Origin of the sequence: Streptomyces daghestanicus (assembly GCF_020521275.1) — a bacterium.
Classification (GTDB): domain Bacteria; phylum Actinomycetota; class Actinomycetes; order Streptomycetales; family Streptomycetaceae; genus Streptomyces; species Streptomyces griseoviridis.
The window spans coordinates 933608-948423 of record NZ_BNDX01000008.1 but is presented as its reverse complement, the minus strand read 5'-3'; the positions used below and the strand labels follow the sequence as shown (position 1 = coordinate 948423).

Sequence of the window (14816 nt, the reverse complement as noted above, 5' to 3'; positions counted from 1 at the left end):
TCCGTCGGTCGGCGCAGGGGTAGGGAGCCTCCCGTGCGGGAAGGACCCTGTTCCTGCGGAAGTGAGGGGTGAGGTCTTTCCGTCCGGTGGGGAACGGGACGCGAAAGACCACGAAGAGGACAGAAAAAGGATAGGCGCAGGGAGGGGCGCGTCCTGAGGGGCGGTCGGAGCCCTCGCGCCGGCGGGACCCGGCGATTAGCCTCGCACCGGCGGGAAGCGGGGGCGTGCGCACCCTCGGACGCGCCGGGGGACGCGGGGAACACGAGGAACGGGCACGGAGAACGGGCACGGGGAACGGGCACGGAGAACGCGGGACACACGGGGAACGGGGGAGTTCCATGGACCAGGAAGCGACGAGGGTCGCACGGATCGCCTTGCCGGACGGGACGCCGGTCTGGGCCCGCGTCTCGGGCGCGGCGGAACTGCCCGAGCGGCCGGAGCGGCCCGGCGGGCTGTCGTACAGCGACACCGGTTTCACGGAACGGGTCGAGGCCAGTATGGAGAGTCTGCACACCCTGGTGACCGGGGTGGCGCGGTCGCTGGCGGAGCCGCTGCGCGCGGTGCGGCCCGACGAGGTCAGCGTGCAGTTCGGCATCGAGCTGACCGCCAAGGCCGGCAAGGTGGTCGGGCTGCTCGCCGACGGCGAGGCCAAGGCCGGCATCACGGTCACGCTCACCTGGAACAACGGACCGGCGGTCCCGTACGCGCCCGGGGAGGAGGACCCCGGCGACGGCACCCGGGGCGCGTCAACCGGCGCGGAGGGGTACGACGGGGCCCGCGCCCCCGGGGACGGGGGCGCGGCATGACGGGCGGGTACGCCCCCGGCGCACCGGGCGACGGGGAAGCCGCCCGGCGTGCGCTCGGTGATCTCGTCATGGCGGCCACCGTGCGCGTTCACCGGCCGGGGGCCGGGTATGCCCCGGACGAACCCGCGGGGTTTCTCGGGAGCGGCTTCTTCATCGCGCCCAACTGGGTTCTGACCTGCGCGCATGTGGCATGCGAGGGGGAGGGGGGCGAGGTCGCGGTGGTGTACGAGCCGGAGCCGGGCGGCGGCATGTCCGCGGTCACCGGCCACGTCGTGGCGACCCTGCCCGAGGGCGCCGCCCCCGCCACCGGCAACTGGCCGGCCCCCGACCTCGCGCTGATCCGGCTGAGCGCGCCGGCCGACCACGAGTGCGTGTACGTGTCCGAGCGCCCCGCCGGGTACTACGGCGACGGCAAGGTGCTCTACGCGGGCTGGACGGAGCTGGACGGCCGCCTCCAGATGCTCTACGGCACCCTCACCGTCGAGGGCACCATCGGCACCTGGTCCGCGGACCTCCAGCTCCGCCTCGGGGAGAACGACCTGCCGGACGGCGTCTCCGGGGGTCCCGTGATCGACCCGCTGCGCGGCGAGGTCATCGGCATCGTGAAGTCCCGTGCGCGGCACGCCCGCGGCGGCACCTCCATCGGGCTGGAGCAGCTGCGGACGCTGCCGGTGCCGGCCGGCCCGCTCGCGGCCGAGCACGACGACCTGTACCACTCGGTGTTCCAGGCCCACGACCGCTACCACCGGGACCGGCAGCGCCTCCCGGACGCCCGCCGCCACACCTGGGTCGACGTGCAGCGCCGGCTCGGCGCCCGGCCCGGCCGCACGCTCACCCCGGAGGAGCGCGTCCAGCTGCTCGGCCGGCTCGCCGACCTGCCGCCGCCGGCCAGCACCCACGCGCTGCTCGACATCCTCGACGCCCTGCCCGACTTCCAGGCGCCCCTGCCCCGGCCCGCGCCGCGCGGCTGGCGCGACGGACTGGGCGCCCTGTACGAGAGCGCCCGCGACGACGGCGCCCTCGACCTCGTCCTCGACTACGCGGTACGGGCCATGGTCGCCGAACGGCCGTACGTCGTGCCCAGCACCCAGGACGCCGAGGAGGCCCTGTGGGACTGGGTGTGGCAGGCCGGGCAACGGCTCGGCATCCGGCACCGCCGGGGCCTCGCCGACCAGCGGTTCCGCGGCATGACGGCCCGCCGGCCCGGCCACCGCAGGGGGGCGCCGGGCACAGGACGGCGACCGCCGCTCACCGCGCAGCCGGCCGTCCTCGTCGAACTGGAGCAGCGGCACTGGGAACCGGACCACTGCGACTGGTCGGTCTCCGTCGTCCCGCCCGGGAAGGAGGCGCGGCGCCTGGACGAGGCCGCGCAGGCCCCGCTGGCCCGGCTCGCCGAGCATCTGTCGGCCGCGCTCACCGAGGCGTTCCGGCAGTGCGACGAGCCCGGCCGGCCCGCCGTCCTCCAGGTCGCGCTGCCGTACTCCTTGCTCGGCCGGCTGTCGGCCGACGACTGGCGGCTGGGCCCGGACGCGCCGCCGGTGGGCGCGCTGCGCCCGGTGGTGCTGCGCTGCTCCGACCGCGACCGGCTCGCCGAGGACGACGCGTTCGCCGAGGACGACGGCTTCGGCGGCGAAGCGGGGTTCGCCGGCGACGGCGCGTTCGGCGGGGTGCCGGCGGCCGACCCGTTCGACCTGGAGGAGGAGCGCCGGGCGCGCTGGCGGTGGCTGCACAGCCACCGGGCCAAGGCGGAGGTCCTCGACTGCGACGAGGGGCTGCGCAAACCCGTGCCGCCGCTGGAGCAGTTGCGCGGGCTGTCGCACGGCGCGGTGCCCGTGCTCTGCCGCTACGGCGACGACCGGTACGACGACGACGCCGTGGCGCTCGCCCGGATCGTGCGCGGGGGCTTCGGCGTCGCCCTGTGGCGCCGGCGGCGCGGCCTGCCCGACACGGTCTGCGGGGAGTTCCACCGGGGCTCGTTCGACGAGATCGCCGGCCCGCCGAGCGCGCACCGGCTGCCCGAGGTCGTGCACGACCTGCGGCGCAAGCTGCGCGCGGGCCGGCCCGAGACCTTCTGGGCCGCGGGCGTGTCCCTGCTGTACGACGACCCGCACCAGCCCCTGCCGGGCGCGGGCGACCTGCTGGAGGCACCGTGAGCGCCGGGCCGGCCCGTGTGGTGTCCGGACCCGCCGGCGCCCCGGCCGCCCCCGGTCGTACCCGGTCCGGGTCCGCTGCGGCGCCGGTTGCGCGCGCCCCGGCCGTGTACGCCCGGGGCCGGGGTGTGTCCGCTGCCGCGCCGGTTGTTTTCGGTCGTGTACGGTCCGTGTCCGCTGCCGCGTTGGCCGTTTCCGGTCGGGTATGGTCCGCGCTCGCCGTCGTGTCGATCGTCTGCGGTCGCGTGCGGTCCGGCGCCCCGGCCGCCCCCGGCCGTACCCGGTCCGGGTCCGCTGCGGCGCCGGTTGCGCGCGCCCCGGCCGCGTACGCCCGGGGCCGGGGTGTGTCCGCTGCCGCGCCGGTTGTTTTCGGTCGTGTACGGTCCCTGTCCGCTGCCGCGCTGGCCGTTTCCGGTCGGGTATGGTCCGCGCTCGCCGTCGTGTCGATCGTCTCCGGTCGCGTGCGGCCCGTCGCCCCGGCCGCCCCCGGCCGTACCCGGTCCGCGTCCGCGTCCGCTCCTGCCGCTCCTGCCGGTCCCGGCCGCTTCCGGGCCGCGCCCGCCGTCGCCCCGGCCGCTTGCGGTCGCGTGCGGCCCGTACCCACCGCCGCCCCGGCCGCCTCCGGTCGTACAGGGTCTGGCCGCTGGCCCCTCCCGGCCCGGGTCCCCGTGTGTGCGCCCCGGTCCGCGCCCCCGCCCGCTTCCGTCTCCGCCCCCGACTCCACCCCCGCCCCCGTCGGCCTCCTTATCAGGCCCCTTGAGGATCGATACCGTGAAGGGCGTTCGGACGGCCGCCCCTGTGGACGAGTGACGACGAGGACCGGATCATGACCGAATCCAGTGAGTGGCTCATCTACCGAGGCGCCGGCGAACCCCACGACGGCATCGAGCGGCTCCCCGCTCCGCCGCCTTGGCGGGACTTCTCCGGCCGGGACGAGGCGGCGGGCGCGGGCGACGGGGACGAGAACCGCCGGCTCGGCGCCCACCGGCACATGGCCGAGCTGCACCGGCCGGGCGCCGAGGAGCTGGAGATGATCAACGCGGCGCTGTACCTGCGCCGCCCCCTGCTCGTCACCGGCAGTCCCGGCGCGGGCAAGAGCACGCTGGCCCACTCGGTGGCGTACGAACTAGGTCTGGGCAACGTGCTGCGCTGGTCCATCGTCAGCCGCTCGGCGCTCCAGGACGGGCTGTACCACTACGACGCCATCGCCCGCCTCCAGGACGTGCAGATCGCCGCGCAGGGCGGGTTCGGCAGCGCGGCCGGGGCGCCCGGCGCCGTCGAGGGCATCGGCAGCTACATCCGGCTCGGCCCGCTCGGCACCGCGCTGCTGCCCTCCGACACCCCGCGCGTGCTGCTCATCGACGAGCTGGACAAGAGCGACATCGACCTGCCCAACGACCTGCTGAACGTGCTGGAGGAGGGCGAGTTCGCCATCCCCGAGCTGGAGCGGATCGCCGACCGGCTCCCCGACGGCGAGGCCGAGGTGCTCACCGCGGACGGCGTGAAGGTACGGGTGCGCGACGGCCGGGTGCGCTGCCGCGCCTTCCCGTTCGTCGTCCTGACCAGCAACGGCGAACGGGACTTCCCGGCACCGCTGATGCGCCGCTGCATCCACCTGGAGCTGGGCCGCCCCGACCACAACCGGCTCGCCACCTTCGTACGGGCCCATCTCGGGGACGAGGCGGCGCGGGCCGGGGACGACCTGATCACCCGGTTCCTGGAGCGGTCGCGCAGCGAACTGCTGGCGGCGGACCAGTTGCTGAACGCCATCTACCTCACCGACGCCGCGGCCCCGCCCAGCCGCGACCGGCTCGCCGACCTGCTCATCCAGCGGCTCGACCGCCCGAGGTGACGCGCTGATGCCCGACCGAGCGGCGCGTCACGGCCCCGGTGCCGCCGGGCCCCCGGAGACCGACCCCCTCGCCGAACTCGTGCTGCGGCTGCGGGCGGTGGGCCTCGACCCGGACGCCGAGCAGCTCCGCGACGCCCTCTGGCTGGCCCGCTGGGCCCGCCCCGCCCACGACCCGGACGAGGACTCCGCGCCGGGCGGCCGTGTCGTGCCGCCGCCCGTCCCGCCCCGCCTCGCGCCCCCGCCGCCGTCCCCGGACGGCACTCCCCGCCCGCCCGGGGCACCGCCCGAGCCGTACGCCGACGAGGCCGGCCGGCGCGTGGCCCTCTACCCCGTGCCGCACACCGGGGCGTCCGGCGGCACGGGCCGGGCCCGCGCCCTCACGGTGGGCGTACCCGCCGCCCCCGTACTGCCCTCACCCCTCGAACTCCAGCGCGCCCTGCGCCCGTTGCAGGGCTACCGCAGCCCCGCCCCGCCCCGGCGCAGCGAGCTGGACGAGGTCGCGACGGTCGAGCGCAGCGCCCAGGCGGGCGGGCTGATCCTGCCCGTGCACCGGTCCGTGACCCGGCGCGACGCCCGGCTGCACCTGGTCCTGGACGCCTCCTCATCGATGCGGGTGTGGGACCGGCTGTTCGGCGAACTGGAGCAGATATTCGGCCAGTTGGGCGCCTTCTCGGACATCGAGGTCAGCCATCTCCACCAGGGCCCGGACGGCGGCGCGGCGGTCAGCCGCAGCCCGGACGCCCAGGCCGCGCCGCTGCACTCCGCGGACCGGCTCAGCGACCCGACCGGCCGCCGGATCGTCCTGGTCGTCAGCGACTGCGCGGGCCCCCTCTGGCACAGCGGCCACGCCCACCGGCTGCTCCACCAGCTCTCCCGGCAGGGTCCCGTCGCCGTCCTCCAGCCGCTGCCGCAGCGGCTGTGGAACCGCACCCGGCTGCCCGTGACCTTCGGCGAGCTGTCCCGCGGCGCCACCCTGAGCGGCGCCGCCGCCCTGCGCGTCCGGGTCCCCGGCGGCCGGCCCGCCCCGGCCCGCCGGGGTGCCCTGCCCGTCCCCGTGCTGCCGCCCGAGCCCATCGCCCTCGGCGCCTGGGCCCGGCTGCTGTCCGGGGCCGGCGCCGGTCCGGTGCCCGGCGCCGTGGGCTGGGTGCGCGCCGACCAGCCGCCCGGCCCGGCGGCCCGCGCCGGCCGGCAGCGGACCCCGTACCAGCGGGTCAGCCGGTTCAACTCCGCCGCCTCCCCGGTCGCCGGACGGCTCGCCGTCTACCTCGCGGCGGCCCCGCTCTGCCTGCCGGTGATGCAGTTGGTGCAGCGCACCATGCTCCCCGACTCCGGCCCCTCCGAACTGGCGGAGGTCCTGGTCAGCGGCCTGCTCACCCGGGCAGGCCCGGAGCACGGCACGGACGGCGCCCTCTGGTACGAGATCGAGCCCGACGTCCGCGACGCCCTGCTCTCCCGTCTCGGCCGCGACGAGGCCATGCTCGTCCTCAAGCACTGCTCGGAGTACATAGAGCAGCGCTTCGGCAAGGGCGGCCCCAACTTCCCCGCCCTCGCCCTCGCCCAGCTCGGCGACGGCGACCCCGGCGGCGCCGGCCGCTCCCACGTCACCAGCACCCGGTACGCGCCCGACACCGCGGACAACGGCGACGGCGGCGGCGGCGACCGCGGGGCCGCCCGGGTCCCGCAGCCCTTCGCCGAGATCGCGGCCCGCGTCCTGGAGCGGTTCATGCCGCTGCCCGAACAGTTCGCCCTCTACGACGGCGGCCGGACGACGTCCGCCGGAGCCGCCGCGCGGTCCGCGGGGCGGACCCCGCACCAGGCTGTCGGCCGGGCCCGCGACCTGCTCGCCCGGTTCGACGACGAGGGCATGGTGCAGGACCTCATCGACGCGGTGCAGCTGCTGCGCGGCGCCACCGGACACGAGGGCCCGGCCGACCCCGACCCCGGGCTGTGGGCGGAGTACGCGCACTGCGCGCTGCGGCTGTGGGAGGTGCAGGGCGGCGCCGCGCTGCTCGCCGAGGCCGAGGAGGCCGCCGAACGTGCCGCCGCGCACCCGCACGCGCTGCGCGAACGCGCCGTCCTCGCCCGGGTGCTGCACGCCGCCGCCACCGACGCCCGGCGGCGCGGCGACCGGCCCGGCGCCCTGGACCTGCTGCGCCGCGCCGACCGCGAGTACGCCGTCGCCTGTGCCGCCCCCGGCCTGGACGAACGGGAGGCGCTGCGGCTCACCCTGGAACGGGTCGGCGCCCTGGAGACCCAGTGGCGCCTCGGTGGCGACCGCGCCCTGCTGCAAGGCGCCGTCGGCATGCTGGAGGCGTTCGCCGACGCCTGGCCCGACCGGGGCGACCACCCGCCCGAACTGCCCCTCGCCCACGGCCGCGCCCTGCTGCGCCTGGCCGAGGTCACCACCGACCCGCCGCAGCGCCGCCTCTACGCCGAACAGGCGGCGCGTTCGCTCGGCCGGGCGCTGGAGGGCGACGCCGCCCCCGGCACCACCGAGACCGTCCGGACCCGGGCGCGGACGCTGACCGAGCGGACCCGGGCACGGACGCTGACCGAGCGGGCCCGGGTGCGGACCCTGACCGACCTGGTGGACGCGCTGCTGCTGGCCGGCGGCCCGCTGGACGAGGCCCGCTCCCGCACCGACGAGGCGCTCGGCGTCGTACGGGAGCAGGGGCAGCGGGCGGGGCTGCTGGTGCGGGCCGGGCGGATCGCCGTGGCCTGTTACGGCGAGTCCGGGGAACCGGCGGAGCTGCGCTCGGCGGCGGACTGGTTCGCGCAGGCGGCGCAGTGGATGCCCCGGGACGCGCCGGCGCACGCCGATGTGCTGGCCGAGTGGGGCGAGGTGCTGCTGCGGCTGGCCGCGCTGGAGAGCGGCGAGCGGGCCCGCGACCGGCTCTCCCGGGCCATCCGGGTGCTGCGGGACTGCCGGATGGAGACCCCGTCGGGCAGCCGGTCCGCGGCCCGCAGGCTGCTGCTTCTCGGGCGGGCGCTCATGCGCCGCTACCAGGTGCGCGGGGACCGGGTGGACCTGCGCGAGGCCGAGCACCTCCTCGGGCTCGCGGCGGCGGACGCGGACGATCCGCTGCTCGCGGCGCGCTGCCGGCTGGAGCTGGGGCAGGCCCAGTTCGAGGCGTACCAGAACCTGGGCCGGGCGACCCGGCTGGACGTGGCGGTCGACGCGTTCCGCGCCGCCGCGGAGTCCGCCGGACGCGCCGAGCAGGAGGCCGAAACGGAACGCCGCCGCCAGGAAGCCGTGGAACTGGCCGCGCAGGCGCACCACTGGCGGGGTATGTCCTTCGAGGCGGCGGCCCGCCCCCGGGCGGCCCGGGAGGCATACCGGGCCGCCCGCGCCCAGTGGGCCCGGCTGCCGCAGGACCGCCTGGGCACGGGCGAGCCGACGGCCCGGCAGACGGCACAGCGGCTGGCCGAGCTGGAGTGAGGACCGAGCGGGAGCGACCGAGCGGGACACGGACGGGTACATGGGGCCGGCCGGTGGACGGTTCACGGATCGGGCCGCCACGACGGATTCACGGAGGGGAAGGGGACGGGGCATGGGCGCGACGAGCGACACCGGCGCGACGTACGGGCCGGCGGCGGCCGAACCGCTGCCGGATCTGCTGGGGCTCGACCTGGCGGAGCTGGGCACGATCGAGCACCCGGTGCTCCGGGAGGTGCTCCAGGACCTGCGGGCCCGGGCGGCGGAGCCGAGCGACATGATGTGGGGGTTCGACAACTCGTTCTGAACCCCGTCGCCGCGCCGCACGCGTGCCTATCAGGACAACTTCGGTCGTCCGCGGACCACTTCGATCGCATCGAGTTTCGGCCGGGTGCCGCGCCGGGAATGTCGTTTCCTACGGCAAGGGCCGTGGCGCGGGGGCGAACGGCATCGTGGGGGTGGGTGCGGCAGTGTCGAGAGAAGCCGACCCCACCCGCCGGATCGCGGCCGACCCCTCCCACCGGCCCACGACCGTCCCCTCCCACCGGCCCACGGCCGTCCCCTTCCGTCAGTTCATCGTCAAGACGCACGGCCGCTGCAACCTCGCCTGCACCTACTGCTACCTGTACGAGGGCCCCGACAGCGGCTGGCGCACCCGTCCCGCCGGCGCCTCCGCCGACGTCCTGGACCGCACCGCCGCCCGGATCGCCGAGCACGCCCGCGCGCACGCCCTCGGCGCCCTCGCCCTGGTGCTGCACGGCGGCGAACCCCTGCTGGCGGGCGCCGGCACCCTCGCCCGTTTCACCGCCCGGGTGCGCGAGCGCGTCCCCGCCGGCTGCGCCGTGCACGCCGTCGTGCAGACCAACGGCACGCTGCTCACCGAGGACCGCCTGCGCGTCCTCGCCGACGCCGGCGTCCGCGTCGGCGTCAGCCTCGACGGGGGCACGGCCGCGCACAACCGGCGGCGCGTGGACCACGCGGGCCGCCCGTCCTGGCCCGCGGCGTCCCGGGGCGCCCTGCTGGCCGCCGAACGCTTCCCGGACGCGTACGCGGGTGTCCTGACCGTCGTCGACCCCGCGCTCGACCCGGTCGAGACGTACGAGTCCCTGCTGGCCCTGCGCCCGCCCGCGCTCGACCTGCTCCTGCCGCACGGCAACTGGACCGCGCCGCCGCCGGGGCTGACCGGCGGGACCGGGGCCCGCTACGGCGACTGGCTCTGCGCCGTCTTCGACCGGTGGTGGGCGGCCGGCCGCCGGGAGACCCGGGTGCGCCTCTTCGAGAGCGCGGTGGCGCTGCTGCTGGGCCGGCCGGCCGCCGGTGAGGCGCTGGGTCTCGCGCCGTTCGACGCGGTCGTGGTGGAGACCGACGGGTCGATCGAGCAGGTCGACTCCCTCAAGTCGGCCTACCCGGGCGCCGCGGCCACCGGCCTCGACGTCTTCCGCCACTCCTTCGACGAGGCGCTGCGCCACCCCGGCGTGGCGGCCCGGCAGTCCGGCGCGGACGCCCTCGCCGCGCAGTGCCGGGCCTGCCCGCTGCTGCGGGTCTGCGGCGGCGGGCACTACGCCCACCGCTACCGCGCCGGCCACGGCTTCCGGAACCCGTCCGTGTACTGCGCGGACCTCCAGCGGTTCATCCGGCATGCGGCGGGGCGCCTGGCCGGCCACCTGCCGGGCACCGGCGCACCACCGGCGGCTCTCCCGCCGGTCTCGCCGCTCCCGCCGGTCTCGCCGGTTCCGTCAGGCCCCTCCGGGCCGCCTGTCCCGCCTGTCCCGCCCATCCAGCGGGTTCCGTCCGCCCCCTCGGTACCGCCGCTGTCATCCGTACCGCCCCTCTCGCCCCTCCCGTCCCCGCGCGAAGGGAGCGCTCCGTGATGTTCCCGACGGTTCCGGACCGGGTCCTGACCGGCCTCGCCCGTACCGAGGGCGGCCCGGACGCCCTGGACCTCCTCGTCCGCGACCAGGACACCCGGCGGCTGCTGGTGCTGCGCGCCGTGCTGGACGCGGCCGAGGCCGCCGGCCCGGCGGTGTGCGACGCGGGCCGCAAGGCGCGGCTGCGGGACGACTGGGCGCTGCTGGCGGAGGCGGACCGGGCGGCGTCCCCGGGGGCGGGGGAGGCCGGCCCGGCGGGATCACCCGCCCGCGCCCGCCTCTTCCACCCCCTCACCGGCCCCTGGGCCCGCTCCTGCCTGCGCGGCCTGGACGGCGGCCCCGGCGCCGAGGCCGACGACCCCGCCCGGACCCGGACCCTGCACCGCGACCTCGCCCACTTCAGCGCCGTGGCCGCCGTCGCCGCCGCCGTGGCCGGCCTGCCCTTCGCCACCCGGCTGACCGCCCGCGCCGGCGTCCTCACCCTCCCGTCCCTCGGCGCCCTGCACACCGCGGACCCCGGCGACGTACCGGTCGACGTGTCCCACCGGGACGGTGTCCTGACGATCCGTCAGCATGACGCGCCCGATGTCCGCGTCCACCTGGCGAACGGCACCGGCGCCTGGTCGGGCGCCCCCGCGTGGACGCCGGCGCACACCCTCCCCGCGCTGCTCCCCGCCGCGGCGCCCGTGCCCCTGGACGACCTCGACCCCTACCGCGAGCCTCCCTACAGCAGCCACCGGGGCAGCCTCAGCGGCGTGGCCACCCTGGACGACGCGGAGCGCAAACGCTGGCTCCAGGGCTGGCACGGCACGGCCGTAGCCCTGCGCTCCGGCGGCGCGCACCGCCTCACCGAGGCCGCCGCCCTGCTGCGCTGCCTGGTCCCCCTGAAGATGCCACCCGAGGCCGGCACCGGCCGGGGCAGTTGCAGCGCCACCCGCCGCGAGGCGTTCGGCGCGCTGCTCAGCAGTACGCCCCCCGACCCCGTGACCTTCGCCGCGACCCTCGTCCACGAACTCCAGCACGCCAAACTCGCCGCCCTCGGCGACCTGGTGACCCTGCACCGGGCCGGCCCCGAGCCCCGCTACTTCGCCCCCTGGCGCCCCGACCCCCGCCCCTACGACGGCCTGCTCCAGGGCACCTACTCCCACCTCGCGCTGGCCGCCTTCCACCAGCGCCGCGCCCTGCTCGGCCGGCCGCCGGAACGCGCCTGGGCCTGGTCACAGCACGCCCGCTACCACGCCCAGGTCGGCGCCGCCCTGCCCGCCCTCGTCGGCTCGCCCGACCTCACGCCGCCCGGCCGCCTCTTCGTCGACGAGATGGCCGCCACCTACCAGCGCATGGCCGATCATCCCGCGCCCCGGGACCACACGGCCCGTGCGCAGGCGTACGTGGCATCGGCGCGCGCCCTGTGGACCCGGCGGCACGCTCCCGCACTCCCGCTGCCGAATGAGTGAGGACGCCTGCGCGCGCCACCCGGTTACGGGAAGATCGTCCGGCCGAGGTGTGTCCTTCGCGTGGCCCGACGGGCTTACGCACGAGGCACCCAGGTCCTAGGATTTCGTGGTACTACGCGCGCTGGAGGCCGTTGCATGTCTGGAGCTCGTAAGCCGGTCGAGCCGACCGGGAAGGGGGCCGCGAAGCAGACCGTGACGATCCACTTCGCCGGCTTCAACCGGGCATGGGCTGCCTGGATCGGGGACCGGCTGGAGCGGCGCGGGCTGCGCGTGGTCCACCTGCGGTGGGAGTCGCCGGCCGACGTCCCCCTGGTGGACCTGCTCAACGACCTCAAGCTCGCCGAGGGCCGCATCCTCATCGTCGTCAGCGACTGGTACTTCCAGCTCGGCCCGCGCACCCACGAGGAGTGGAACGAGGCCCTGCGCGAGGTCGTCGGCCCCGACCCGGCCCGGTTCGCGGCCGTCTCGGTGACGACGGCCGCGGTCCCGGCGGCAGCGGCGGTGCTCGCGCCGGTCGGACTGACCAACATGGGCGCGGAGGAGGCCGAGCGCCGGCTCCTGGACCGGCTCGACCTGCCGTACGAGCCGCTGGCCGAGCCCGCGGCGGGCGGCCGGCGCGGGCCGCGCTTCCCGGCGTCCATGCCCGACGTGTGGGGTGCCGTACCGCGCCGCAACACCCGTTTCACCGGCCGCGAGCCGCTGTTCAACGACGCGTACAACCTGCTGCTGAACTCCGAGCCGGGCACCGGCGTCCTGACCCTGCACGGCATGTCCGGCGTCGGCAAGACCCAGTTCGCCGCCGAGTACGCGCACCGGTTCGGCTCCGAGTACGACGTCGTCTGGTGGGTCAACGCCGAGAGCCGCGTCACCTACCGCCGCCAACTGGCGGAACTGGCCCCGAAACTGGGCCTCCAGACGGGCCAGGAGTACGGCGAACGGCTGCGCGCCGTCCGCGACTCCCTGCGCCGCGGCGAGCCGTACTCGCGATGGCTGCTGATTCTGGACGGCGCGGACGAACCGGACCAGATCTGGGACATGGTCCCCAGCGGCCCCGGCCACGTGATCATCACCTCCCGCAACCCCGAGTGGAGCGAGCACAACAGCCGGCTCCTGGAGGTCCCCGTCTACGCCCGCGACGAGTCGGTCGCCTTCATCCGCCGCCGGGCACCGCGGCTGACCGAACCCGAGGCGGAGCAGCTCGCGGAGGCCCTGGAACACCTCCCGCTGCTGCTGGACCAGACGGCCGGGTGGCTCAACGACTCGGACATGTCGGTGGCGGAATACATCGACCTGCTGGACGAGGGCGTCGACAGCCATGTGGTCAAGGTCTCGGCGGACTTCCCCCTCGCCTTCCAGACCGCCTGGTCGATACTGCTGAACAAGCTCCGCGACACCGTCCCGGAATCGGTCGACCTGCTGCGGCTGTGCACCTTCTTCGCCCCCGGCTTCATTCCCGTGCGGCTGCTGCGGGACGTGCCCAGCGACGAGCTGCCGGAACAGCTCGTACGGCTGTTCAACGACCCGCTGCTGTGGAACAGGGCGATCAACCAGCTGCGTACCTACTCCGTCGTACGGCTGGAGTCCCACGAGATCGCGGGCGACGAGCCGGCGTCCTCGGGCGAGTCCCTCTACCTGCACCGCATGGTGCACCAGATCGTCCACAAGGACATGCCGGACGCCGACCGGCAGGAGTTCGTCGACGTCGTCCGCCGCGCCCTCGCCGCCGCCGACCCGCGCCGCCCCACCGAGCCCGACCTGTGGCCCGGCTACGCGGAGATCGCCCCGCACCTGAAACACGCCGACGTGCTGGGGAGCCGGGACCCGCAGGTGCAGCGGCTGGTCTTCAACTGCCTGCGCTACATGTACGTCTCGGGCGAGTACCGCTCCGGCATCAAGCTGGCCGAGCGGGCCCTGAAGGCGTGGCGCGAGCTGCTCGGCGCGAGCCACCCCCGGATCTGGGAACTGACCTACCACTACACCAACCTGCTGCGCGGCGGCGGCGACTACGTCCGCAGCGAGGCGCTCAGCCGGGCGGCCGTCGACCACCTGCGCGAGGAACGCGGCCACCAGGACCTCGAACACCTCCGGGCGGCCGCCGGACTCGCCGGCGACCTGCGGGGCCTCGGCCGGTACGACGAGGCGCAGCACATCTCGCAGTGGGTCCTGGGCTCCTACCGCGAACTCCTCGGCGAGCAGGACTCCCGCACGCTCAGCGCGCTGAACAACGTCGCCGTCTCGCTGCGCCTGCTCGGCTGGTACCGGGAGGCCCTGGACGTCGACAAGCAGGCCATGGAGGCACGCCGCCAGTTCCTGCGCGCCCGGCACCCGTACACGATCCACTCCGAGATCTCGTACGCCATCGACCTGCGCCTGCTCGGCCGGTACGCGGAGGCCGAGTCCATCCAGAGCAAGAACGTCCACGAGTCCCGTCTCGCCCTGGGGCGTGACCACCCCCGCACCCTCAAGGGCGAGTACAACCTCGCCCTGTGCCGGTACCGCATGGGCGAGCGCGACCGCGGGCGGGACCGCGGTGACGGCCCCCAGGAACCCGCCGCCCTGTTCGCGAGCGTCCTGGAGCGGGGCGAGCGCGTGCTCGGCGAGACCCACCCGGACACCCTGGTCTTCGCCACCGCCCAGAGCTGCTACGCGCGGGAGCACGGCGACATCGACCTGGCCCGCGAGCTGAGCGAGGCGATCGTCGCCCGCTACGAGGTGCTGCACGCGGACGGCCACCCGTTCCTCGCGGGCGCCCGCGCCAACCACGCCCTCATCCTGCGCAACGTCGGTGAGCGCGAGCACAGCCACGCCCTCGTCGAGCAGGCGCTGGCCGAGATGGCCGAGGCGGTGGGCGAGAGCCACCCCTGGACCCTCGGGGTCGCGCTGAACGCCTCGGCGCTGCGCAACCTCATGGGCGATGTCGAGGGCGCGGCCGAACTGAGCGGGCAGACGGTGACGCGGGCCATCGACTGGCTCGGACGCACCCACCCGCTCACCCTCTCCACCCGGGTCGCCCACGCGGCGGACCTGCGGGGACTGCGCGACCGCCGGCAGGCCGAGAAGGTCGAGCAGGAGGCGCTGTCGGACCTCGACGCCACCCTGGGCAGCAAGCACTCCCACACGGTCTCGGCCCGGGCCCGCAACCGGCCGTACTGGGACTTCGAACCCCAGTCGACCTGACCGCCCCCCACCGGCGACGAAAGGGCCCGGCGTCCGGATCTCTCCGGACGCCGGGCCCTCGGCACGCGCGCCC

At 76.1% G+C, this 14816-nt stretch carries 8 protein-coding genes; all 8 read left to right on the top strand.

What is annotated here, in order from left to right; genetic code table 11:
* The first annotated feature begins 338 nt into the window (after window positions 1–338).
* The 8 genes from Sdagh_RS13605 (at window position 339) to fxsT (ending at window position 14743) form a co-directional block, all read left to right on the top strand.
* Entirely contained in the window at window positions 339–806 is a 468-nt protein-coding gene (locus Sdagh_RS13605; RefSeq protein WP_226535104.1) for a CU044_2847 family protein, read from the top strand.
* Window positions 803–2959, top strand: a complete 2157-nt coding sequence (locus tag Sdagh_RS13600) for a VMAP-C domain-containing protein (protein ID WP_190077697.1) — start codon at window positions 803–805, stop codon at window positions 2957–2959. Before Sdagh_RS13605 ends, Sdagh_RS13600 begins: the two co-directional genes overlap by 4 nt.
* An 823-nt stretch (window positions 2960–3782) precedes the next feature.
* A complete protein-coding gene (locus Sdagh_RS13595) occupies window positions 3783–4808 on the top strand; it encodes an AAA family ATPase (protein ID WP_189415075.1) in 1026 nt (341 codons plus the stop codon).
* A gap of 7 nt (window positions 4809–4815) precedes the next feature.
* Window positions 4816–8247, top strand: coding sequence for an SAV_2336 N-terminal domain-related protein (locus Sdagh_RS13590; RefSeq protein WP_190077696.1), 3432 nt, complete (start codon window positions 4816–4818; stop codon window positions 8245–8247).
* 112 nt (window positions 8248–8359) lie between these two features.
* The gene (gene fxsA, locus Sdagh_RS13585) at window positions 8360–8551 is read left to right on the top strand and encodes an FxSxx-COOH cyclophane-containing RiPP peptide (protein WP_190077695.1); all 192 of its coding nucleotides are present in this window, start codon (window positions 8360–8362) and stop codon (window positions 8549–8551) included.
* Window positions 8552–8744: 193 nt separating this feature from the next.
* The gene (locus Sdagh_RS13580; protein WP_229879852.1) at window positions 8745–10115 is read left to right on the top strand and encodes an FxsB family cyclophane-forming radical SAM/SPASM peptide maturase; all 1371 of its coding nucleotides are present in this window, start codon (window positions 8745–8747) and stop codon (window positions 10113–10115) included.
* On the top strand, window positions 10115–11566 hold the full coding sequence (locus Sdagh_RS13575) for an aKG-HExxH-type peptide beta-hydroxylase (protein WP_226535101.1): 1452 nt from the start codon (window positions 10115–10117) through the stop codon (window positions 11564–11566). Before Sdagh_RS13580 ends, Sdagh_RS13575 begins: the two co-directional genes overlap by 1 nt.
* A gap of 135 nt (window positions 11567–11701) precedes the next feature.
* Window positions 11702–14743: an FxSxx-COOH system tetratricopeptide repeat protein gene (gene fxsT / locus Sdagh_RS13570; RefSeq protein ID WP_189415066.1), complete on the top strand. Its 3042-nt coding sequence runs from the start codon at window positions 11702–11704 to the stop codon at window positions 14741–14743.
* The last annotated feature ends 73 nt before the right edge of the window (window positions 14744–14816 follow it).

Coding starts and splice junctions, on each gene's coding strand:
- Sdagh_RS13605 (WP_226535104.1), top strand. CDS start 339: ATGGACCAGGAAGCGACGAGGGTCGCACGGATCGCCTTGCCGGACGGG.
- Sdagh_RS13600 (WP_190077697.1), top strand. CDS start 803: ATGACGGGCGGGTACGCCCCCGGCGCACCGGGCGACGGGGAAGCCGCC.
- Sdagh_RS13595 (WP_189415075.1), top strand. CDS start 3,783: ATGACCGAATCCAGTGAGTGGCTCATCTACCGAGGCGCCGGCGAACCC.
- Sdagh_RS13590 (WP_190077696.1), top strand. CDS start 4,816: ATGCCCGACCGAGCGGCGCGTCACGGCCCCGGTGCCGCCGGGCCCCCG.
- fxsA (WP_190077695.1), top strand. CDS start 8,360: ATGGGCGCGACGAGCGACACCGGCGCGACGTACGGGCCGGCGGCGGCC.
- Sdagh_RS13575 (WP_226535101.1), top strand. CDS start 10,115: ATGTTCCCGACGGTTCCGGACCGGGTCCTGACCGGCCTCGCCCGTACC.
- fxsT (WP_189415066.1), top strand. CDS start 11,702: ATGTCTGGAGCTCGTAAGCCGGTCGAGCCGACCGGGAAGGGGGCCGCG.